The following is a 22,845-nucleotide window of genomic DNA, read 5'->3' as shown; positions in this document are numbered from 1 at the left end:
AACCTATTTTTGCACCACAACAAATTCCGAACCCATTTCGGAAAAACACAACACAACATGACTATTTTACTTCTTGGATCGGGCGGGAGAGAACATGCTCTAGCTTGGAAAATGCTTCAAAGCACCCATTGTTCACAATTATTTGTTGCCCCAGGTAACGCGGGAACGGCTTCTATTGCCACAAATGTAGATTTAAATCCGAATGATTTTCCCGCAGTGAAACAATTTTGCCTCGATCATCAAGTGGCTATGGTTGTGGTGGGACCCGAAGACCCTTTGGTGAATGGCATCTATGATTTTTTTAAAAACGATCCAGAACTAACGGGGATTCCAGTTATTGGTCCGTCAAAAGAAGGCGCGCAATTGGAAGGAAGTAAAGAATACGCTAAACAGTTTTTGGTTCGTCACAATATTCCCACCGCACGTTATGAAAGTTTTACCCCCGAAACAGTCGATCAAGGTTGTGCTTTTTTGGAAACCTTAACGGCTCCGTATGTGCTGAAAGCAGATGGTCTAGCCGCAGGTAAGGGTGTTTTGATACTCTCCGATTTAGAAGAAGCTAAAACGGAATTGCGCAATATGTTGGTGCATGCCAAATTTGGAACCGCTAGCGCGAAAGTAGTCATCGAAGAATTTTTGAGCGGCATCGAATTGAGTTGTTTTGTCTTGACCGATGGAAAAAGTTATAAAATACTCCCAACAGCCAAAGATTACAAACGTATTGGGGAAGGCGATACCGGTCTAAATACAGGTGGAATGGGTGCCGTATCTCCCGTACCTTTTGCTAATGCGGAATTCATGGAAAAAGTGGAGACACGCATTGTAAAACCTACGATTGCAGGATTACAACAAGAGAATATAGAATACAAAGGTTTCGTGTTTATCGGTTTGATCAAAGTCGGAAACGATCCTTATGTGATTGAATACAATGTACGCATGGGCGATCCCGAAACCGAAGTGGTTATGCCTCGTTTACAATCGGATTTGGTTGAAATTTTCTCAGCAATTGCTAATCAAAAATTGGATCAAGTGGAATTAACAATAGATCCACGTAGTGCTACTACTATCATGGTTGTTTCTGGCGGATATCCGGAAGATTATGAAAAAGGGAAAGTCATTAGTGGTTTGGAAAACGTAACCGATTCCATCGTTTTTCATGCGGGCACAACAACTAAAGAAAATCAAGTGGTGTCACATGGAGGTCGTGTTTTAGCGGTAACTTCTTATGGAGAGACGTACCAAGAAGCCATAAAAAAATCTTACCAAAATATAGCGAAACTACATTTTGATAAGATGTATTTTAGAAAAGATATCGGTTTCGACTTATTTTAAGAACGAGTGTGCCGTTGTATCTTGGTTTTCTTCGTTATTCTTTTGGTGAATTTGTAATTGTTTACACCAGTAAACAACATAGTATCCACAAATGATAATGGCTACCCAACTAATGATGTTAGCGCCCCACCATCCCCAGTAACCTTTCAATTCTAACGCACGAAAAGCGTCTAGAGGTTTGAAAAGAAAGTCTACGAAAAGTGATTGTATTGCTTCGAAAAATGCTTTCATTTTTAAACAAGTGTTATATTTACACGCACAAAAGTATAAAATATCCTCATGTTTACAAGTATTTTTAAAAAATCTACACCGATAAATTACAGTCTCATCGTCTTGAGTACGTTGGTGTTTTATTTTTTATACCATTTTCGTGTGGGATTATCTATTCCTGGGTGGATGGGAATGGCTGAAAAAGTAGGCGATTTGGTCTTAATTTTTGCTTCTTTGTTTTTAGCCAATTTTATTGTAAAAAAGAACACATTAACGAAAGACAGTTCATTTACCATCTACTTCTACCTCGTTTTTTTGTTGTTTTTTCCGAAAATTTGGGGTGATATACGGTTGTTATTTGCTAATTTCTTTATTCTCTTAACCTTACGCCGACTCGTTTCCTTGCAAACCTTAAAGTCGCCCAAAGAGAAAATATTTGATGCCTGTTTATGGGTATTTGTCGCGAGTTTGTTTCAATTCTGGGCAGTTCTTTTTGTACTTTTAGTATACATTTCTATTGTTTTCCATGTATCCCGTGATTTTCGCAATTGGTTGATTCCCTTTGTGGCTTTTTTTATTGTGGGAATGATTTTTTCAGCCTATTCCCTCGCCATTGTGCCAGGGTCGCTAACCCATTATATGCAACAAGAAACGATCAACTATCAATTGGACTATTTTCAAAATCAAAATGAAAATATTGCTTTTTCTATGTTTGTGGTTGCGGTGCTTTTTTTCTTTATTCCCTATATCGTAACCATAACAAACAAACCCTTGAACTTGCAGGCTTCTCATAAAAAGATTGCCTTTGCCCTAGTTTTTGGCGGAATATTATTTGCTATTTCGACTCCCAAAAGCAATGAATTATTAGTGTTCATGATTTTTCCAATGGCTGTAATGGCTTCAAATATGGTGGAGTATATGCAGAGTAAATTGCAACGTGAACTCGTTTTGATTCTTACACTTGCTTGCGGTTTGTTCGCTTTTTTTAGTCAGTTATAATTTACTGCCGTACGCCAAGTCACCCGCGTCACCCAATCCCGGAACGATGTAGTTTTTCTCGTTGAGTCGATCATCTAAAGCGGCCACCCATAAATGACAGTTTTTAGGTAAATTTTCTTCCAAATAGGTAATTCCTTCTGGGGCAGCAATTACAACAGCAATATGAATTTCTTTGGGTTTTTGTTCCAAATGCAATTTGTTTAGTACTGCAACTATCGATTGCCCTGTGGCTAACATTGGGTCAATCAAAATTAAATTTTTACCATCAAAAGAAGGTGCTGCTTGGTATTCCACCAAAATTTCAAACGCATCATCGTTATTGTAATGATGACGATAAGCCGAAACAAAACCATTTTCTGCAGCGTCAAAAAAGTTCATAAACCCTTGATGTAAGGCCAAACCAGCACGGAGTATCGAACACAATACGACATTGTCTGCAACAGTAGTCGTATGTTTAATTCCTAGTGGCGTTTGTACGTCAATGGCTTTGTATTCTAATGTTTTACTCAGCTCATACGCCATGATTTCTCCAATGCGTTCAATGTTTTTTCGAAAGCGCATACTATCATTTTGAATTGACACATCGCGAATTTGTGCTAAAAAATGGTTCAAAATACTGTTCTGTTCGGAGATATAGTGGATGTGCATAGGAAGGTGAATTTGTGTGTCAAAGTAACGGTATAAAAACTATCTTTGCAAAAAAACCAACGATATGTTTGCAGCATTTGCATTTCCCATTTTTGAACAATGTATCCGTGATTATCATGTAATTGATGATGTATATCAACCCACATTGAATCCTTACGAAAAAGGTTCGATCGAATATTTATTGTATGCGAAAAACTGGGTGGATACCGTGCAATGGCATTACGAAGATATTATTCGTGATCCCCAAATTGATCCGGTTGCCGCCTTGGATTTAAAACGTAAAATTGACGCTTCCAATCAGGTGCGAACCGATATGGTGGAATATATTGACAGTTATTTTTTACAAAAATACAAAGATGTAACCGTAAAATCCGACGCGAAGATTAACACCGAAAGTCCGGCTTGGGCGATCGACCGTTTGTCAATTTTGGCATTGAAAATTTACCACATGAACGAAGAAGCAACAAGAACGGATGCTTCAGACGATCACCGTGCCAAATGTCAAGAGAAGTTAAATGTGTTGTTGGATCAAAAAAACGACATGTATACGTCCATCAATGAATTGTTGACCGATATTGAAAACGGGGACAAATACATGAAAGTGTACAAACAAATGAAAATGTACAACGATGAGGATTTGAATCCGGTGTTGTATCAGTCCAAAAAATAATTGGCACAAAAGACCAAACATATTGCGGTATTTCGTCTTTCTGCGATGGGCGATGTAGCCATGACCGTTCCGGTTATATTGGCACTGATTAAACAACATCCCGAAGTTAAAATTACCGTAGTTTCCCGATCTTTTTTTAAACCGATATTCGAACAAATTCCCGAAATTAACTTTCTGTCAGTGCATACACATCACAGACACAAAGGATTTTTGGGAATTTTTCGTTTGTACCGTGATTTAAAAGCCTTGGGCGTTGATGAAATCGCCGATTTGCACAATGTTTTGCGTTCAAAAATGATTCGATTTTTATTTCGAATGCAAGGCAAAAAAACGGCGTTTACCGATAAAGGACGAGAAGAGAAAAAACAATTGACCCGATTGCAAATCAAGACGATTGCGCCATTGAAAACGATGACGCAACGTCACGTGGAAACCTTTAAGCAATTGGGATATACGATCCATTTTGATTCGAGTTGGCATTTACCAAAACAAACCCTTTCTCGTGCGGTGAGCGAACTTACAGGCGCTAAAACCAGACCGTGGATAGGCATTGCCCCATTCGCACAACATGCGGCCAAAACCTACCCAATCGATTTAATGCAACAAGTCATTGAAGGCTTGGCCCATCAAAATGTTCAGGTTTTTTTATTGGGCGGAGGTCGTCACGAAGCGGAAATATTGGAAAAAATGGCGCAAATGGGATCCAATGTCAAGAACATGGCGAATAAAGTGTCGTTTGAACACGAACTGGAATTGATCTCCAATCTTGATTTGATGGTATCTATGGATAGCGGTAATGCGCATCTAGCTGCTTTGTATGGCGTGGATACCATTACTATATGGGGCGCCACACATCCGTTTGCAGGTTTTGCACCCTATGGTCAACCCGATGAAAACTGCTTGGTTGCTGATCGCGAGCAATTCCCGTTTTTACCTACTTCGATTTACGGAAATCGCGTAGTTCCAGGTTATGAAGATGCCATGCGTACCATCACGCCAACACAAATCCTCCAAAAAATAAATTCCAACCTCAATAAAGCGATTGGAATTTAAAAAGTATCGTTTTTTATATTTTAGATATCGTCAAAATCCACTATAATTTCAGGAGTAGTAGGATGCGCTTGACAAGTTAAAATAAGTCCTTCTGCCACTTCACCATCGGTTAGAATTGCATTTTTCTTCATCGTTGCGGCTCCTTTTTTCACACGGGCCAAACAGCTACTGCAAATGCCACCTTGGCAAGAATACGGCGCATCAATACCGTGTTTTAATGCGGCTTCTAAAATGGTTTGTTTCTGACTCATTTCAAAAGTTGCTTCTTCGTCATCAACGGTCAATGTAATTTGAGTATGGCCTTCACCGGTTGGAGCAGCTCCACCTTCTGAAGAAGTGGTGAACAATTCAAACTTGATGCTTTTCTCTGGCACATTGTGCTCTTTCAAGGTAGCAGAAACGGTGTTGATCATTTCCTCTGGGCCGCACAAATAGAATTTAGCAAACTCTTTTTCTTTGTGTTTGTTATTTAAAATAAAGTTAACTACCGATTTGTCAATGCGTCCAAACAACTCACTTTCGTTGGTTTGGCTGTATACATAATGCACAAAGAAGCGTCCGACATATTGGTTTTGTAAGTGTTGCAATTCGTCATGGAAAATGGTTTCGGCGGCTGACTTATTTCCGTAAACCAACACAAAGCTGCTTTGTGGTTCGCTCTCTAAAACCGATTTTAAAATGGAAAGCGCAGGCGTGATTCCGCTGCCGGCAACAAACGCCGCATAATTGCGTTGACGGTCGCTTTGGGGTTCGAACGTAAATTTTCCTTCGGGGGTTCCCACTTCCAAAACATCGCCAACTTTTAAATTTTTGTTGGCAAATTGCGAGAACAAACCGTATTTCACGGCTTTTACCGCAATGCGTAATTCCCCACTTTTGGGTGCGGCGCAAATGGAATAGGCTCGACGGATATCTTGACCGTCTAAGGTTAATTTTAAATTCACATATTGACCCGCTACAAATTGGTAAACGGATTGTAATTCGGAGGGAACTTGAAATGCAATAGAAACGGCTTGTGCGGTTTCGCGTTTGATTTCTTTGATCACAAGTTTATAAAAAGTGGACATTTTGTTATTTTTTGGCAAAGGTACGAAGAGAAACTGGGAAGACAAATGGATAACAATCAAAAGTAATGCGACGTTTTTCAATCCCGTTACCCCGCGGTAGGGATTGCAGTGGAAAGTCCGCAAGCGAGGAACGAGTGCGGACTTGAAACGGAAAGCCCGACGGCAGCCCGTTGCAGGATAGAAGCAAAAAATATGATCTGCCGGACCGCCCAAATTGTAACAAAACAAGTAACTTGTAAACTAATTCTGAAAAACCTAACAAATCATGATTCGTCGTTTTCTCTCTTTGGAATGGAAATCGTTTAGCCGTTCGGCCTCGTTCCAAACCAATTTAGCCTTAAAGATTTTGATGGGAATTGGAGCTCTTTACTTTATTGGGTGCTTTCTCATTATGGGTTTGGCGGTGTATCCTATTTTGAAAGAACAAGGATATAATCCGGTGCAAACTATCAATCGTGCCCTGATTTATTATTTGGTATTGGATTTATTCATTCGCTATTTTCTTCAGAAAATGCCGGTGATGAATATTCGACCAATGATGATTTTGCCGATGAAGAAAAGTACGGTTGTTCACTTTTTATTGGGGAAAACCTTCTTTTCGTTTTTTAACGTTTTGCATGCCTTTTTCTTTTTGCCGTTTACGATTATGATGTTGTACAAAGGCGAAGCACCGTTGTCGGCATTGAGTTGGTGGCTGTCGATGTGGGCGTTGATTTACGTCAATAACTTTGTAAACGTATTGATTAATAATAAAGATGCGGTTTTTTATCCCGTTGCGGTCTTGGTTTTAGGGTCGGCTGTAGCGCAATATTACGGGTATTTTGATTTGACCCAATGGACGGCACCGTTCTTTCAAGCCTTGTTTGATCAACCGTATTTGGTGGTGATTCCTTTGGCGGTTTTGGCGCTGTTGTATTGGGCAACGTTCCGCTTTTTCTATCATGAAATGCATTTGGATGAGAAATTGGCTTCGAAATCGGAAATTGCCAAAACCGAAGATTTCTCTTGGCTCAACCAATTTGGCACGTTAGGTACGTTTTTGAAAAACGACCTTCGCCTGTTGAAACGCAACAAACGTTCGCGCACAACGATCATCATGAGCGTGTTGTTTATTGCGTATGGGTTATTGTTTTACACGAATTCAATTGAAGCCTACAAAGCGCCCGCGTTTCAAATGTTTGCCGCTATCTTCTGTACGGGCGGATTCTTGTTCACCTTTGGGCAGTTTGTGCCGAGTTGGGACAGCGCCTACTATCCTTTGATGATGAGTCAGAACATCCAATACCGCGATTATTTGATGTCAAAATGGTGGTTGATGGTGATTGCTACGTTTGTTTCTACGATTGTCGCTTCCTTCTATTTGTATTTTGGATGGGATGTGTATAAAATGATTTTGGTGGGTGCCGTATTCAATATGGGCTTCAACGCGCATTTGGTTTTATTGGGCGGGGCTTTTGTTAAAACGCCGATTGATCTAACAACGAGCAAGCAAGCTTTTGGCAACAAACAGGCATTCAATGCCAAAACCATGCTGATTTCGTTGCCCAAAATGTTGTTGCCCATGGTGTTGTATTCGATTGGGTATTACACGCATTCTTCCGATTTGGGCGTACTTTTAGTCTTGGCAGCCGGAATTTTAGGCTTCGCCTTCCGCGACAAAGTATTTACTAGAATTGAACGTATTTATAAAACCGAAAAGTACGCAACGATTGCGGCTTATAAACAAAAAGCATAACGATTAAACTTCTTACCTCATGATACAAGTTCAACAATTGACCAAGACGTACGCAAATGGCGTAAAAGTATTAGACATTACGAATTTAGATATCCCAAAAGGCCAAAGTTTTGGTTTGGTTGGAAATAACGGAGCGGGAAAAACCACGTTCTTCAGTTTGTTACTCGATTTGATTCAGCCGAGTTCGGGTTATGTGAAAAACAATGGTATTCAAGTGAATGCGAGCGAAGCGTGGAAACCGACGACGGCTGCTTTCTTAGACGAAAGTTTTTTAATTGGGTATTTAACCGCTGAAGAATATTTTTATTTCATTGGCGAATTGCGCGGCCAGAACAAAGCGGATGTGGATGCCTTATTGGCGAAACATGAAGATTTTTTCAATGGTGAAATTTTAAACAAAAAGAAATATTTGCGCGATTTGTCGAAAGGAAACCAAAAGAAAGTCGGCATCATTGCCACGTTAATTGGCAATCCGGAAGTAATCATTTTGGACGAACCTTTTGCCAATTTGGACCCGACAACGGTGAATCGATTGAAAAAAATCATCAAAGAATTGGCCGAAGATCCTAATGTAACCGTGTTGGTGTCGAGCCACGACTTGGTGCATACTGTTGAGGTTTGTAACCGCATTGTCGCGTTGCATTTGGGCGAAGTGGTGAAAGACATTCAAACATCGCCAGAAACCTTAAAAGAATTGGAAGAATTTTTTGCCGTATAAATAATCAAAAGACGAATGGATAACTACCCTGAAAGTGAAGGCTTTTGGGGTAGTTTCGTTTTAAAAAACCCCGTATTTTTTTTCACTTTACAAAAAGAAGCGTATTTTTACCCGTTATATATACTAAAAGCGCCATTCTGCAGTTAGTTACAAAAACGTTTTTGCATTGAAAACCACAACCAAAACCTATATATTTTTCCTTGGAATAGCTGCTTTTTTGGTCGCTTGTTCGACTAAGAAGGATACCTTTATTCACCGTCAAAACCACCGATTAAGTACGAAATACAATATTTTGTACAATGGAGGAAATTCTTTGAACCAAGGCGTGGTGGACTTGCGTTCGCAATACAAGGATAATTTCTGGGAAATTTTGCCGGTAGAACGCATGCAAGTTACGGAAGATAAAATGCTTCCGGGCGAAACGAAGAACCCTAATTTTGAGCGTGCGGAAACCAAAGCGACCAAGGCAATTCAAAAGCACTCCATGAACATTGACGGCTCTGAACGCAATCCGCAAATGGATGAAGCGCATTTAATGTTGGGTCAGGCGCGGTATTACGAACAGCGATTTGTTCCGGCTTTAGAAGCATTTAATTATGTGCTGTACAAATACCCACAAAGTGACAAAATCAATTTGGTAAAAATTTGGCGGGAAAAGACCAACATGCGTTTGGAAAACGACGAAATGGCGGTCAATAACTTGCGTAAACTTTTGAAAGAAATCAAGTTTAAAGACCAAGTTTTTGCGGATGCCAATGCCACTTTAGCCCAAGCGTTTATCAATTTGAAAGAGACGGATAGTGCCATTGCTAAATTGCGTATAGCGATTGATTTCACGGAACTTAATGAAGAAAAAGCCCGCTACCGTTTTATTACGGGACAGTTGTATGAAGAGCGCGGTCAATTGGATAGCGCCAATGTGATGTACCAACAAGTGATCGATATGAATCGCAAAGCGGCACGTCAATATGTAATTCAAGCTCATGCGCGTCAAGCCAAACAGTTCAATCCTAAAAATGGAGATACGATTGCGTTTTTAGAGAAATTCAATGATTTATTGAAAGACAGAGAAAATCGTCCGTATTTGGATGTGTTAAACCATCAAATGGGATTGTTTTACGATAAAGTAAATAAACCCGAGCAGGCTAAAAAGTTTTATAATAAATCCTTGAAATCCAAACCTCAAGATCAATATTTGATTGCGTCCAATTACCGCAATTTGGGGGAAATTTATTTTAATGATGCCAAATATGTGACGGCCGGAAAGTATTACGACAGCACGTTGACCGTCCTGAATCCGCGTACACGGGAGTTCCGTTTGATAACGAAAAAGAAAGACAATTTAAAAGATGTCATCAAGTTTGAAGGGATAGCCCAACGCAACGACAGTATTTTAAAATTGGCTGCCATGTCTCCCGAAGCCCGTGAAGCTTTTTTCCAAAAACACATTGACAATTTGAAAAAGCAAGAAGCGGAGATGAAGGCAATGATGGAAAAATTAGCCAAAGAAAAAGCCGCCATTGCCGCAAATGAAGAGCAAGGAAAAGACATGAAACAGGGAACTGTTGAGTCCAAAAAAGCGGCTATTGCTCCTGTAAGTTCGAGCTTGGAATCCAGTTCGTTTTACTTCTACAACGCAACAACCGTTGAAATGGGTAAATTGGAGTTTGTAAAAAAATGGGGGAAACGCGCGTATGGTGAAAATTGGCGTTGGTCCAAAGGGAATACCACGAAAGGCGCCAATGCTTCGGAAGACCCTGACAAAGACAGTGCTGATAACTCCGAAAAAGACGATACAAAAACGGTTAATCCACAACATACCACGGCTTTTTATATCAAACAATTGCCTACAGATGCTAAAGTTTTGGATAGCTTAGCCAAAGAACGCAATTTTGCCTACTACCAGTTGGGGGTGATTTACAAAGAGAAATTTAAAGAATACAAACGCGCTTCGGACAAGTTGGAACAACTCCTCAAAAACAATCCGGAGGAGCGCTTGGTACTGCCAAGTTTGTACAACTTATACAAGATTTACGAAATCATTGAACCGTCCAAAGCAGCGGCCATGAAGTCCCGTATTATTTCAGAGTATCCTGATTCTCGATACGCTCAAATTTTGTTAGGAAAAACAGCCGATGACGCGATTGCTTCTTCTCCTGAAGCTACGTATGATGGGTTTTACAAAGAATTTGAAGCAGGGAAATACCGCGAATTATTGCCCAAAACCAATCAAGCTATTGAGCAGTTTACGGGAGAGGAAATGTTACCCAAATTTGAATTGCTAAAGGCACAACTACAAGGAAAATTAATTGGTTTGGCCGAATATAAAAAGGCATTGAATTATGTGGCACTGACCTATCCGAATTCAGAAGAAGGGAAAGCGACAGAGCAATTTATTCAAAAGAAATTACCTTATTTAGAGTCGTTGTCCTTCAATTCAGAACCCGTAACTTCTTGGAAAATTGTTTATCCTATTGCATTTCCTGAAACCGAAGCGGCCAAAAAATTGACGGTAAAATTGGAGAAGTTTGTAAAAGAACGCACCATTGAGAAGATGACACTTTCCAACGATATTTACACGATGAATCGCAATTTTATCGTTATTCACGGCATCAAGAATTTGGACAATGCCAAAGGAATTGGTCAGGTATTAAAAGACTTTAAAGAATACAAAATCTCAGAACCGTACTACATCTTATCTAGTGAAAACTATAAAGTGGTTCAAGTGATGAAAAATTTTGAAGACTACGTAAGCGGCGATTGGTTGAATAAGCCCATCGTACCTGTACAGCGTAATCTTGAGATTGAAAAAGAAGCCCCAAAAGTTGTTGAACAAGGAAAAAACAAAGGGACAGTAACCAAAGACGAATTGTTTGCGGAAGATCCAGCAGCTCCACCAATCCAAGGAGCTTCAACAAATGCTGTTGATCCAAAAGGCTCAAAATCGGGAGGAGTAAACCCAACTCCGAGCAATTCGCCCAAAGGCAATGACAATTCACCGATGAATTCGTTGCCACCTGCCCCAGGTTATTCCCCTAAAAAGTAAGGCTTATGTTTGAGAAAAAAACCAAATCGTATACGGATCTTTTAGGAAAGACCAACCGAATTGTTGAAGGAACAACCATACACGGAAACATCGTTTCCCCTGCTGATTTTCGCTTAGACGGACATTTGGTGGGTAATTTTGAAACCAAAGGAAAATTAGTGATCGGACCTGCAGGCAGTGTTACCGGTGATATTATTTGTAAAAATTGTGATATTGAAGGGAAATACGAAGGTAAGATTCAGGTGTCTGAATTACTGAACATTAAAGCCAAAGCAGTGATTAAAGGCGAAGTGGTGTGTGGAAAATTAGCGGTGGAACCGGGCGCTGAGTTTACAGCAACCTGTGTGATGAAGCCCAATGTAAAAAACCTACAACCCAATGACGCCGTCACCGAAAAAACAGCCTAACCGCTGGCTGGCACTCATCAATATTCCCATCCAAATGGGAATTATTATTTTCCTATTTTCTTTATTGGGACAATGGTTGGACGGTAAATATCCCAATTCTAACAATTGGTATACTAAAGGAATTACGGTTTTGGGCGTGTTCGTTGCAATGTACAACGTGCTGCGCCAAGTGAAAGAAATTGACAAAAATGAATCCTGAACTTCGCAAAACCTTAACGTATGTTTTATGCTTATCTATTTTAGGATATGGTATAAACAAAGCCCTTTTTGTACTTCCTTTTGCTTTCCCTAAAATAGAGTTACAGATTCCTATTGAACTCTTATTTATCATTTTTAGTTTTTTGTCTGTAATTATACTTTCTGTGGTTGTAATTATGAAGAAAAAAAGCTTTGATAATGTAGGGATGACGTTCTTAATTTTGACTTCAACCAAAATGGGGATTGCTTTTTTTGTAAAAAAGGTGGTTTTAAGTGACGAAAACAACGCCTTTGAGAAAATCAATTTTTACGGAATTTTTGTCTTTTTTCTTGTTATTGAGACTATTTTGACCATCCAATTGTTGAATAAAAAGCTTGAAAAGTGATTTTTTAACGAAAAATTCAAAAAACAATCGTAATCCTATTGTTTTTTTTCTAAAAGATGTACCTTTGCACCAAATTTTGGAAACCTTAAAATTACGTAATCAAAAATGGTGATTTCTAGAAAACCAAGCCACTTAATTGTAGCTGCTTTATTGGCTTTGATGCCATTACTTTCTATAGCAAACGAAAATCATGGTGAAGCCACTTCAACACATGCTACAGAAGCTGTTGCTCCTGCTGTTGAAGAAGGTCATGGGGAAGGCCATGAAACGGGAGATATTCGCAGTGAAATCAAAAGCCACATCAATCATCACGTTTTAGATTCGCACGATTTTACCTTATTTGCTGATGATAAAGAAGGGAAGCATTTTGGTTTTCCACTACCTGTGATTTTATGGGATGGAGAATTGCATATGTTTTCATCTGCTGAATTTCATCATGCTGAAAACGGAGTGGTTGAATCAAATGGTAAATATTACGTTTTAAGTCATCATGATGGAAAAATTTATCGTACAGATGCATCGGGTACGCTTTCTGAAGATGAAAAATCTGGACACCCAACGAATGTACACCCAATAGATTTATCGATTACAAAAAGTGTATTGTTCATTATTATCACTGCCATTTTAATGTTTTTCCTTTTCACTCGTTTGGCAAAATCATATGCTAAGAATGGTGGAATTCCAAAAGGAATGGTACGAATTTTTGAACCGCTTGTTGTTTTTATTCGCGATGAAATTGCTATCCCAAATATTGGAGAGAAGAATTATAAGAAATACATGAGTTACTTGTTGACTATCTTTTTCTTTATTTTATTCTTAAATTTATTTGGATTAACTCCGCTAGGGGTAAATGTAACGGGTAATTTGACTATTACATTTTCATTAGCGATTTTGACGTTTTTAATTACAAACCTTACTGCAAATAAAAACTACTGGGGACATATTTTTTGGATGCCAGGTGTACCTTATTTAATGCGTATTGTTTTGGCTCCAATTGAATTGTTAGGGGTTTTCATTAAACCTTTCTCATTAATGATTCGTTTGTATGCTAACATATTTGCGGGTCACATTGTAATCATGAGCATTATTGGTTTAATGTTTATTTTCAAAAGCTGGATTGGAAGTCCATTATCTTTTGGATTGGCTTTTGTTTTATCTATTTTAGAAATATTAGTTGCCTTTTTACAGGCGTATATTTTCACGATGTTAACCGCACTTTATTTTGGTTCTGCGAATGAGGAGCACCACCATGAAGAGGCACATCACTAAAAAAGTATTTGTTTAATTTAATATACAAACATTATGACTATTCCAAACATTGTAGGTGCAGGTTTGATCGTAATCGGTGCTGGTTTAGGTATCGGTAAAATCGGTGGTTCTGCTATGGAAGCTATTGCGCGTCAGCCAGAAGCTTCAGGTAAAATCCAAACAGCGATGTTGATCGCTGCGGCACTTATTGAAGGTATTGGTTTCGCTGCTTTATTTGCTGCTTAATCAAAAAACAACAACAACAGTTGTAACGGTTGGTTATGACTGTTGTTTCCTTATGTTTAACAGAAATTATTTAGATATATCTCATGGATAAATTAATTAATCAGTTTGAATTCGGTTTATTTTTCTGGCAGGTTCTCATTTTTGTAGGATTGATTCTGTTATTGAAAAAATTCGCTTGGAAACCTATCTTGGATGCCGTTAATGAGCGCGAAGAAGGAATCAAGAATGCATTGCAATCGGCAGAACAAGCTCGTAAAGACATGGAAAACCTAATGTCAACTAACGAGAAAATGGCAGCAGAAGCACGTGCAGAGCGCGATGCAATGATGAAAGAAGCACGTGAAATCAAAGAAAAAATGATTAACGATGCTAAAGCTGAAGCGCAAATTCAAGGTGAAAAAATGATCGAGCAAGCGAAAGCTGCAATTGAAAGCGAGAAAAATGCTGCGATGGCCGATTTGAAAAACCAAGTTTCTGCTCTTTCTTTAGAAATTGCCGAAAAATTGTTAAAAGATGAATTATCTAACAAAGAAGCTCAAGCGAAATTGGTTGAGAAAATGTTAGGTGACGCTAAATTAAACTAATCGAATATGTCAAGAGCAGCGATTCGTTACGCCAAAGCGATTTTAGACATTGCTTCAGCTTCTGGAAAATCGGAAGCAGTTAATCACGACATGAAGTCGGTATTGGCTGCCTTAGCAGAAAGCCACGAATTACAGGTGTTTTTAACCAGCCCTGTAGTGCGTTTAGAAGCGAAGAAAAATGCTTTAAACGAAATTTTTGCAAGCGCACAAGCGGAAACCAAAAGTTTGTTTCAATTGTTGTTTGCGAATAAACGATATGAAATCTTAGGTGATATTGCTAAACAATACGGCCGTCTTTATGATGAAAGTATTGGGGTAGAAATTGCCAAAGTAACAACTGCGATTCCTATGACTCCCGAATTAGAGTCAAAAATTATGACCAAAATCGCTGAGTTGTCAACTAAAAAAATTACTGTGGAGAACATTGTCGATCCGTCAATTATTGGTGGATTTGTACTTCGCATCGGAGATATGCAATACAACGCCTCTGTTTCCAGCAGATTGAATGAATTGAAGAGAGAGTTTAGTAACTAATACATCATTAAAGATATATTACAATGGCAGAAATTAAAGCTGCTGAAATTTCAGCAATCCTTAAAAAACAACTATCCGGTTTTGAATCGGGTGCTTCTCTTGAAGAAGTAGGAACCGTACTAGAAGTGGGTGATGGTATCGCTCGTGTATACGGTTTGTCAAATGCACAATACGGTGAGTTAGTGCAATTTGATAACGGTCTTGAAGCGATCGTATTGAACCTTGAGGAAGATAACGTTGGGGTGGTACTTTTAGGTCCGTCAACAGGTATCAAAGAAGGTTCAACCGTAAAAAGAACACAACGTATTGCTTCTTTGAATGTAGGAGAAGGAATCGTAGGTCGTGTAGTAGATACTTTAGGTAACCCAATCGATGGTAAAGGTCCAATCTCTGGTGAGTTGTATGAAATGCCATTAGAAAGAAAGGCGCCTGGAGTAATCTTCCGTCAGCCTGTAAATGAGCCGTTACAAACGGGTATCAAAGCAGTAGACGCGATGATTCCTGTAGGTAGAGGACAACGTGAGTTGGTTATCGGTGACCGTCAAACAGGTAAAACTACTGTTTGTATCGATACCATCTTAAATCAAAAAGAATTTTATGACGCAGGTCAACCTGTATATTGTATCTACGTGGCAGTAGGTCAAAAAGCTTCAACGGTAGCAGGTATTGCTAAAACCTTAGAAGAAAAAGGTGCTTTGGCGTATACTACAATCGTAGCCGCTAATGCTTCTGACCCTGCTCCAATGCAAGTATATGCTCCTATGGCAGGTGCTGCTATCGGTGAGTACTTCCGTGATACAGGTCGTCCCGCATTAATCGTATATGATGATTTGTCTAAACAAGCGGTAGCTTACCGTGAGGTGTCTTTGTTGTTAAGAAGACCACCCGGACGTGAAGCTTATCCTGGAGACGTATTCTACTTACACTCTCGTTTGTTAGAAAGAGCGGCTAAGGTGATCGCGGATGACGATATCGCTAAAAACATGAACGATTTACCAGAATCATTGAAGTCAATCGTTAAAGGAGGCGGTTCATTAACGGCTTTACCAATTATCGAAACTCAAGCTGGTGACGTTTCTGCGTATATCCCAACTAACGTAATTTCGATTACAGACGGACAGATTTTCTTGGAATCTGACTTGTTCAACTCTGGGGTTCGTCCAGCGATTAACGTAGGTATCTCCGTATCTCGTGTAGGAGGTAACGCGCAAATCAAATCGATGAAAAAAGTATCAGGTACCTTAAAACTTGACCAAGCGCAATACCGCGAATTAGAAGCGTTTGCTAAGTTTGGTTCTGATTTGGATGCTGCGACTTTGAACGTAATCGAAAAAGGTAAACGTAACGTAGAAATCTTGAAACAATCGGTAAATGATCCATTTACAGTTGAAAATCAAGTAGCTATCATCTATGCAGGTTCTAAAAACTTGTTGCGTAACGTTCCTGTAAATAAAGTAAAAGAATTCGAAAGAGACTTCTTAGAATACTTAAACAACAAACACCGTGATACGTTGAATGCTTTAAAAGCTGGTAAATTCGACGATACGATCACCGATGTATTGGAAAAAGCAGCTAAAGAAATCGCAGCAAAATACTAATTGATTATTTTAAATTTTGAATGATAAATTTTAAATGAGTCTTCATAATTTATCATTCAGAATTTATAATTTAAAATAGCAATAATGGCAAACTTAAAGGAAATTCGTAGCAGGATTAGTTCGGTACAATCGACGATGCAAATTACATCGGCGATGAAAATGGTATCTGCCGCTAAATTGAAAAAAGCGCAAGATGCAATTACGGCCATGCGTCCTTATGCCGAAAAATTAACGGAATTACTTCAAAACTTGAGTTCGACCATCGAAGGTGACTTGGGTGGAAGCTTTACCGAACAACGCGAAGTGAAGAAAGTGCTTATCGTAGCCATTACTTCAAACCGTGGTTTGTGTGGAGCCTTCAATGCGAATGTGGTCAAACAAGTTCGCGCCCTTGAAGAATCGTATAAAGGCAAAGAAGTAACGATTTATACCATTGGTAAAAAATCGGGCGATGCTTTCCGTAAAACCAATACCATTGCCGGCGAAAACACAGCAATCTTTGATAACTTATCGTTTGACAATGCTGCGGAAATCGCACAAGAATTAATGCACAAGTTTGAGGCGGGTGAGTTTGATAAAATTGAATTAGTGTACAACCAATTCAAAAACGCAGCGACTCAAATTATCAAAACAGAACAATTCCTTCCATTGGCTTCAGGTGAATCGGTACAATCTGCCAGTGCGGATTACATCTTCGAACCAACAAAAGAGGAAATTGTGTTGACATTAATTCCAAAATCATTAAAAACGCAATTGTACAAAGCCATTCGTGATTCCTTTGCTGCTGAGCACGGCGCACGTATGACGGCAATGCACAAAGCAACCGATAATGCAACTGAGTTACGTAACCAGTTGAAATTAACGTACAATAAAGCCCGTCAGGCTGCCATTACCAACGAAATCCTTGAGATTGTTGGTGGAGCCGAAGCATTGAAAGGCTAATTATAATTCCAAAATAAAAAAAGAGTCGGCACTAGTCGACTCTTTTTTTTTGCATGTTATTTATCGTTATTTTTGTTGAAAATTCAGAACCTTTGAGTCTTTACAAGAATCTCTTCAAACAAACCCTGATATACGGAATGGCAACCGTTTTGCCTCGTATTATTAGCTTCTTACTCAATCCACTTTATATCTACTATTTGAAAGATAAAAGTCAGATGGGTATTGTATCGGTTATCTTTTCGTATCTCGTTTTTTTTAATGTGTTTCTTTCCTATGGAATGGAAACGGCTTTTTTCCGGTTTTTCAACAAAGAAGAAGACAAAAGCAAGGTGATTTCAACAAGTACCATTTCCTTGTTTTGGTCCACTCTTGGGTTTTTAGTCCTCGCTTTATTATTTCGAAATACGTTGGCTCACAAAAGTGGCTTTGCAGTAGAATTCATTACTTATGCAATTTGGATTACGGCTTTTGATGCCTTAGCCATTATTCCCTTTTCAAAGCTTCGGGCCGAAAGAAAACCGATGAAATATGCGGCCATAAAGATTGGAAACGTAAGCCTGCAAATTGTCTTAAGTATATTTTTTCTGGCTTTTCTCCCCAATTTAGCCAAAAATAATCCCGATGGATTTTTAAATACAATCTATTTCCCTGACTTTCAGATTGGCTATATTTTTATTGCCAATTTAGCGGCAAGTTTGGCTACGTTTTTAGTTTTACTACCCAATTACACCTCCATTTCTTGGAAATTTGATTACGATCTTTGGAAACAAATGATGCGTTACGGCTACCCGGTATTGTTGGCCGGAATTGCATTTGCCATCAACGAACATTTTGATAAAATCTTGTTGGATTGGTTTCATGTTCCCCTTGCTGATATCGGAGCTTATTCGGCTTGTTATAAAATTGGGATGTTTATGGTGCTGTTTCGTACGGCCTATTCCTTGGGGATCGAACCTTTCTTTTTCTCCCATGCGGGAAATGAAAACGCGCCCCAAACGTATGCGACCATTACCAAGTATTTTGTGATTTTTGGTTCCTTTATCTCGTTGTTTGTTGTCGCTTTTATCGATTTGCTCAAACAACCTTTAGTGCCCAATGAAGCCTATTGGGTGGCCATTAAAGTCGTACCCTTAATCGTTTTTGCCAATTTCTTTTTGGGGATTTATACGAATCTCTCCGTTTGGTATAAATTAATTGATAAGACCTTAATTGGCGCCTATATTTCCTTTGTGGGCGCATTTGTAACCTTGGCCCTGAATTATCTTTTAATTCCGAAATACAGCTATTACGGATCGGCCATTGCTACTATTGCAGCCTACGGAAGCATGATGATTATTTCCTATCATTTAGGAAAAAAGAAATATCCTATTCCGTATGATTTCAACCGTATTTTTAGTTATCTCGGACTCTCGGTTGGCTTCTCTGTATTGGCGTTTTATGTGGATTATATTCGTGATAATTATCCCATCAAAGTACTTTTATTACTAGTATTTTTATCGTTTATTTATAAAAGTGAAAAAGAGACGCTAATGCGTATTCTTCGCAGAAAATAAAAACTATGCAAATTAAGATTATCAATACGTCTTCGCACGATTTACCTGCTTATGAAACACTAGCCTCGGCAGGAATGGACTTGCGTGCACAATTGGATGAGCCCGTTACTTTACAACCGTTAGGTCGCGCCATCATCAAAACGGGTTTGTTTATAGAATTACCCGTTGGCTACGAAGCCCAAGTGCGTCCCCGTAGTGGATTGGCTGCCAAAAAAGGAATTACCGTGTTGAATTCGCCAGGAACAGTCGATGCCGATTACCGTGGCGAAATTGGGGTCATTTTAGTAAATTTATCCCAAGAACCTTTTCTGGTTGAAAATGGCGAACGAATTGCCCAATTGGTCATTGCTAAACACGAACGCGCCGAATGGATTGAAGTCACTGAATTATCAGAAACTTCCCGTGGTGCAGGCGGATTTGGCAGTACCGGAGTGAAATAAAAACAGGATTTTGAATAACACATTTTCAACAAATTTTTTTGTTGGAACCCTAAAACCAAAACAACAATGAAGATTATCGTACCTATGGCCGGACGCGGATCACGCCTTCGACCACATACACTAACGGTACCGAAACCGTTAATCCCAATCGCTGGAAAACCCATCGTGCACCGTTTGGTGGAAGATATCGCGCAAGTCATCAACCAAAAAATTGACGAGATCGCCTTTATCATCCATAAAGATTTTGGCAAAAAAGTAGAAGAAGATTTGATTGCTATCGCAGAAAAACTAGGCGCTCGCGGTACCATTTGTTACCAAAACGAAGCCTTAGGAACGGCTCATGCGATTTTGTGTGCCAAAGAAAGCATGTCGGGACCTATCGTTGTCGCGTATGCTGATACCTTATTCCGCGCCGATTTTTCATTGGACACTTCAGCTGATGCCGTGATTTGGGTAAAACAAGTGGACGATCCAAGTGCTTTTGGTGTGGTACAATTGAACGACCAAAACCAAATTGTGGATTTTGTAGAAAAACCCAAAGAGTTTGTCTCGGATTTAGCGATTATCGGAATTTATTATTTCCAATCCGGGGAAACCTTACGCACCGAATTACAATACCTGCTTGATAATAACGTTGTAAAAGGCGGTGAGTACCAATTGACCGACGCCTTGGAAAACATGAAGCAAAAAGGCATGAAATTTGTGCCCGGCAAAGTGGATGAGTGGATGGACTGTGGAAACAAAAACGTTACTGTTGAAACCAATTCGCGTATGCTGAATTTCTTGCACCAAGACGGTGTGGAAAATTTAGTTGCCGCCAATGTAAAATTGGAAAACAGTACGATCATTCCTCCATGTCATATTGCTGACGATGTTATCTTGATTAATGCTACTGTTGGGCCAAATGTTTCGTTAGGAAAAGGAACGCATGTGATTGACAGTACCATTAAAAACAGCTTGGTTCAGACCCACGCGCACATAAAAAATGCACAGTTAGATAATGCGATGATAGGAAATCACGCGTCGTTTGATGGCAATTTTACAAGTATTAGTATCGGAGATTATTCCGTTTTAGAATAAAAATGAAAAAGCGATTTCTTATTTATGGTTTTATGGGACTGTTGGTTTCCCCTTCACTTTGGGCGCAAGAGCCCGAGGATACAGCATTGGCACCCGATGATTTCCAAAACCATTATTATGAATCGCTGAAACAAAAAGGGATTGAGAATTACGACAAAGCCCTTGATGAATTGAATCAATGTGAAAAAATTCAGCCCAACAATGCCGTTGTGTATTTTGAAAAAGGGAAGAATTATTATTTCATGAAACGCTACAATGAGGCGTTTGATCAATTCAAAAAAGTCACCGAAATGGATGACAAAAACCGTTGGGCTTGGGCGGGCATGTATGATGTGTGTTACGACACCAAAGATTATAACCGCGCCATTGCTATCGTTCAGAAATTAATTGAGTTCAAAGCCGATTACAAAGAAGATTTGTGTTCGCTCTACATGTTGACCAAGCAATACGACAAAGCGTTGGATTTAATTAACGATTTGAATGCTACCGTTGGAAAATCGGATAAACGGGAATTGTATAAGGCTCAAATTTTACAAGATGCCAAATACCAAGGTCCGGAGAAGAATGATTTGGTGGATAAAATTAAAAAATTCCCCAAAGACGAATCCAACTATATCGCTTTGATTTACTTGTATTCGCAAAGCAATCAAGAAGAAAAAGCGTTGGAAGTCGCGCGCCAATTGGAAAAAGAAATCCCAAATTCCGAATGGGCACAAGTGAGCTTATTCAAGTACCATTTGAATGGGAATAACGGCGAACAAGCCGTTAAATCCATGAATATCGTTTTGGCTTCGGATAAAATTGATAAAAAAATCAAGCACCGCATGTTGAACGAGTTTTTGATTTTTACCAAAACCAATCCCCAATTTGAAAGCGATTTGGACAAAGCCATTGCTTATTTTGATGAGGATAAAGAAGTCAATGTTGCCAAAGAAATCGGGAAGTTTTACCAAGCCAAAAAAGAGTGGGCAAAAGCCGTAAAATACTATGAAATGCACCAAAAATCGCACAGCGATGACATGGAAGGAATATTATTATTACTGCAAGCCTACACCGAAAGTTTACAATTTGAAAAGTTAGGGCGTTTATCTACCGAGTTGATCGAATTGTTTCCTACCCAACCGCAGTTATATTATTACAACGGTTTGGCCTTGAACCAACTTCGCCAATATAAATTAGCCAAAAACACTCTAGAAGCCGGTTTGGATTTTATTGTGGATGATTTGGTGTTGGAAATCAACTTTAATTTACAATTAGGCGAAGCGTATGCCGGCTTGGGAGATGCCAAAAAGAAGAATGAATATTTTGAAAAAGCCAGCCAGCTTTTAGAAAAAACGAAGAAAAAATAATGCAAGTATTCACACGATATATCTACCGAATTGTTCTCGTGAGCAGTGTGTTGGCCCTACAATCGTGCCGACCTAAAGCTATTGTAGTAGCAGAAACGGCTGCGACCAATAATGAAATTCCGGCCCTTCAAATTATTGATAAATACAATTTGAATGCACTGAATTTTTCGACCTTAAATATCAAAGCGTCGGCGAAATATGAAGACGAGAATCAGTCGCAACATGTTACCGCTGAAATTCGGATGAAGAAGGATGAAAAAATCATGGTGATTATTCGCGTGTTGGGCATTACCATGGCTAAAGCCTTGATTACGCCCACAGAAGTGAAATACTATGACAAAATTGGAAATAAGTATTTTGAAGGCGATTATTCAGCGTTAAGTCGGTGGTTGGGAACCGATTTGGATTACCAAAAAGTGCAAAGTATTTTTCTTGGAAAAGCCATTGATGATTTACAAAAAGGGAAATATGCCGTGACCATCGCTGATAAATGGTACCGCCTGCACGATAAAGAAAATACGGCCATGGACAAGTCGTTTTACTTTGAAGGCGAAAATTATTTGGTGAAAAAACAAGAAATCAACCAACCGAATTTGCAACGTTCTCTGCAAGTAACCTATCCTGAATACCGTAAAACTGATGAAAAATTTCTTCCTTTGCAATTGCTTTTGGAAGCCCAATTGGAATCGGCAAAAACCTCTATTGATGTAGAATATAAAAACGTCAATTTTAATGAAGATTTGTCGTTTCCCTATTCTGTTCCTGAAGGATTTGAACGCATAGAACTCGAAAAGAATTAAAC

At 39.1% G+C, this 22,845-nt stretch carries 24 protein-coding genes; 21 read left to right on the top strand and 3 right to left on the bottom strand.

The genetic code is table 11. The features are described from left to right. Positions 1-57 precede the first annotated feature (57 nt). Entirely contained in the window at positions 58-1,332 is a 1,275-nt protein-coding gene (gene purD / locus OLM45_RS02990; protein ID WP_264511854.1) for a phosphoribosylamine--glycine ligase, read from the top strand. On the opposite strand, the gene OLM45_RS02985 is transcribed toward purD, so the two are convergent. Beyond that, the gene (locus tag OLM45_RS02985) at positions 1,324-1,563 is read right to left on the bottom strand and encodes a DUF6341 family protein (protein ID WP_129460342.1); all 240 of its coding nucleotides are present in this window, start codon (positions 1,561-1,563) and stop codon (positions 1,324-1,326) included. The two genes, purD and OLM45_RS02985, sit on opposite strands and share 9 nt — an antisense overlap. Before the next feature lie 48 nt (positions 1,564-1,611). On the opposite strand from OLM45_RS02985, the gene OLM45_RS02980 reads away from it, so the two are divergent. After that, the gene (locus tag OLM45_RS02980) at positions 1,612-2,541 is read left to right on the top strand and encodes a DUF6427 family protein (RefSeq protein WP_264511852.1); all 930 of its coding nucleotides are present in this window, start codon (positions 1,612-1,614) and stop codon (positions 2,539-2,541) included. Here OLM45_RS02980 and upp read toward each other — a convergent pair. Next, entirely contained in the window at positions 2,536-3,189 is a 654-nt protein-coding gene (gene upp, locus OLM45_RS02975) for a uracil phosphoribosyltransferase (protein ID WP_264511850.1), read from the bottom strand. The two genes, OLM45_RS02980 and upp, sit on opposite strands and share 6 nt — an antisense overlap. 64 nt (positions 3,190-3,253) lie before the next feature. On the opposite strand from upp, the gene OLM45_RS02970 reads away from it, so the two are divergent. Further along, positions 3,254-3,859, top strand: coding sequence for a DUF4254 domain-containing protein (locus OLM45_RS02970; protein WP_129460345.1), 606 nt, complete (start codon positions 3,254-3,256; stop codon positions 3,857-3,859). Continuing rightward, a complete protein-coding gene (locus OLM45_RS02965) occupies positions 3,860-4,912 on the top strand; it encodes a glycosyltransferase family 9 protein (RefSeq protein WP_264511848.1) in 1,053 nt (350 codons plus the stop codon). Positions 4,913-4,932: 20 nt separating this feature from the next. On the opposite strand, the gene OLM45_RS02960 is transcribed toward OLM45_RS02965, so the two are convergent. Continuing rightward, the gene (locus OLM45_RS02960; protein ID WP_264511846.1) at positions 4,933-5,979 is read right to left on the bottom strand and encodes a ferredoxin--NADP reductase; all 1,047 of its coding nucleotides are present in this window, start codon (positions 5,977-5,979) and stop codon (positions 4,933-4,935) included. A gap of 265 nt (positions 5,980-6,244) precedes the next feature. Here OLM45_RS02960 and OLM45_RS02955 point away from each other — a divergent pair, with 265 nt between their 5' ends. The 17 genes from OLM45_RS02955 to OLM45_RS02875 all read left to right on the top strand — a co-directional run bounded on the left by OLM45_RS02955 (position 6,245) and on the right by OLM45_RS02875 (position 22,843). Next, positions 6,245-7,714: a DUF5687 family protein gene (locus OLM45_RS02955; protein WP_264511844.1), complete on the top strand. Its 1,470-nt coding sequence runs from the start codon at positions 6,245-6,247 to the stop codon at positions 7,712-7,714. Positions 7,715-7,733: 19 nt separating this feature from the next. Continuing rightward, a complete protein-coding gene (locus tag OLM45_RS02950) occupies positions 7,734-8,432 on the top strand; it encodes an ABC transporter ATP-binding protein (RefSeq protein WP_264511842.1) in 699 nt (232 codons plus the stop codon). Between the two features lie 166 nt (positions 8,433-8,598). Beyond that, positions 8,599-11,478 (top strand): tetratricopeptide repeat protein, encoded by a 2,880-nt coding sequence (locus OLM45_RS02945; protein WP_264511840.1) that lies wholly within the window; start codon positions 8,599-8,601, stop codon positions 11,476-11,478. Between the two features lie 5 nt (positions 11,479-11,483). Next, positions 11,484-11,885: a bactofilin family protein gene (locus tag OLM45_RS02940; RefSeq protein ID WP_264511838.1), complete on the top strand. Its 402-nt coding sequence runs from the start codon at positions 11,484-11,486 to the stop codon at positions 11,883-11,885. After that, positions 11,857-12,084, top strand: coding sequence for an AtpZ/AtpI family protein (locus OLM45_RS02935; protein WP_129460351.1), 228 nt, complete (start codon positions 11,857-11,859; stop codon positions 12,082-12,084). Before OLM45_RS02940 ends, OLM45_RS02935 begins: the two co-directional genes overlap by 29 nt. Continuing rightward, positions 12,065-12,469: a hypothetical protein gene (locus OLM45_RS02930; RefSeq protein WP_264511836.1), complete on the top strand. Its 405-nt coding sequence runs from the start codon at positions 12,065-12,067 to the stop codon at positions 12,467-12,469. Before OLM45_RS02935 ends, OLM45_RS02930 begins: the two co-directional genes overlap by 20 nt. Before the next feature lie 105 nt (positions 12,470-12,574). Further along, positions 12,575-13,738 carry a F0F1 ATP synthase subunit A gene (atpB, locus tag OLM45_RS02925; RefSeq protein WP_264511834.1) on the top strand — a complete coding sequence of 388 codons (1,164 nt, stop codon included), beginning with the start codon at positions 12,575-12,577 and terminating at the stop codon, positions 13,736-13,738. A 33-nt stretch (positions 13,739-13,771) separates the two neighbouring features. Next, complete coding sequence (gene atpE / locus OLM45_RS02920) at positions 13,772-13,963, top strand: ATP synthase F0 subunit C (RefSeq protein WP_164974874.1); 192 nt, start codon at positions 13,772-13,774, stop codon at positions 13,961-13,963. Between the two features lie 83 nt (positions 13,964-14,046). Continuing rightward, complete coding sequence (locus OLM45_RS02915; RefSeq protein ID WP_264511832.1) at positions 14,047-14,547, top strand: F0F1 ATP synthase subunit B; 501 nt, start codon at positions 14,047-14,049, stop codon at positions 14,545-14,547. Positions 14,548-14,553: 6 nt separating this feature from the next. Next, entirely contained in the window at positions 14,554-15,081 is a 528-nt protein-coding gene (gene atpH / locus OLM45_RS02910) for an ATP synthase F1 subunit delta (protein WP_129460355.1), read from the top strand. Between the two features lie 23 nt (positions 15,082-15,104). After that, on the top strand, positions 15,105-16,679 hold the full coding sequence (atpA, locus tag OLM45_RS02905) for a F0F1 ATP synthase subunit alpha (protein ID WP_264511830.1): 1,575 nt from the start codon (positions 15,105-15,107) through the stop codon (positions 16,677-16,679). An 84-nt stretch (positions 16,680-16,763) separates the two neighbouring features. After that, on the top strand, positions 16,764-17,621 hold the full coding sequence (gene atpG, locus OLM45_RS02900) for an ATP synthase F1 subunit gamma (protein WP_264511828.1): 858 nt from the start codon (positions 16,764-16,766) through the stop codon (positions 17,619-17,621). 92 nt (positions 17,622-17,713) lie between these two features. After that, positions 17,714-19,174 (top strand): lipopolysaccharide biosynthesis protein, encoded by a 1,461-nt coding sequence (locus tag OLM45_RS02895; protein ID WP_264511826.1) that lies wholly within the window; start codon positions 17,714-17,716, stop codon positions 19,172-19,174. 5 nt (positions 19,175-19,179) lie between these two features. Continuing rightward, positions 19,180-19,614, top strand: a complete 435-nt coding sequence (gene dut / locus OLM45_RS02890) for a dUTP diphosphatase (protein WP_264511825.1) — start codon at positions 19,180-19,182, stop codon at positions 19,612-19,614. Positions 19,615-19,680: 66 nt separating this feature from the next. After that, a complete protein-coding gene (locus OLM45_RS02885; protein ID WP_264511823.1) occupies positions 19,681-20,694 on the top strand; it encodes a sugar nucleotidyltransferase in 1,014 nt (337 codons plus the stop codon). Positions 20,695-20,696: 2 nt separating this feature from the next. Further along, complete coding sequence (locus OLM45_RS02880) at positions 20,697-22,043, top strand: tetratricopeptide repeat protein (RefSeq protein ID WP_264511821.1); 1,347 nt, start codon at positions 20,697-20,699, stop codon at positions 22,041-22,043. Further along, on the top strand, positions 22,043-22,843 hold the full coding sequence (locus OLM45_RS02875) for a DUF4292 domain-containing protein (RefSeq protein ID WP_264511819.1): 801 nt from the start codon (positions 22,043-22,045) through the stop codon (positions 22,841-22,843). Before OLM45_RS02880 ends, OLM45_RS02875 begins: the two co-directional genes overlap by 1 nt. The last annotated feature ends 2 nt before the right edge of the window (positions 22,844-22,845 follow it).

It is taken from the genome of Flavobacterium sp. N1719 (assembly GCF_025947045.1).
Classification (GTDB): Bacteria; Bacteroidota; Bacteroidia; order Flavobacteriales; family Flavobacteriaceae; genus Flavobacterium; species Flavobacterium stagni.
Note: the sequence above shows the minus strand (reverse complement) of the source record. Positions and strands in the feature narration are given on the sequence as shown.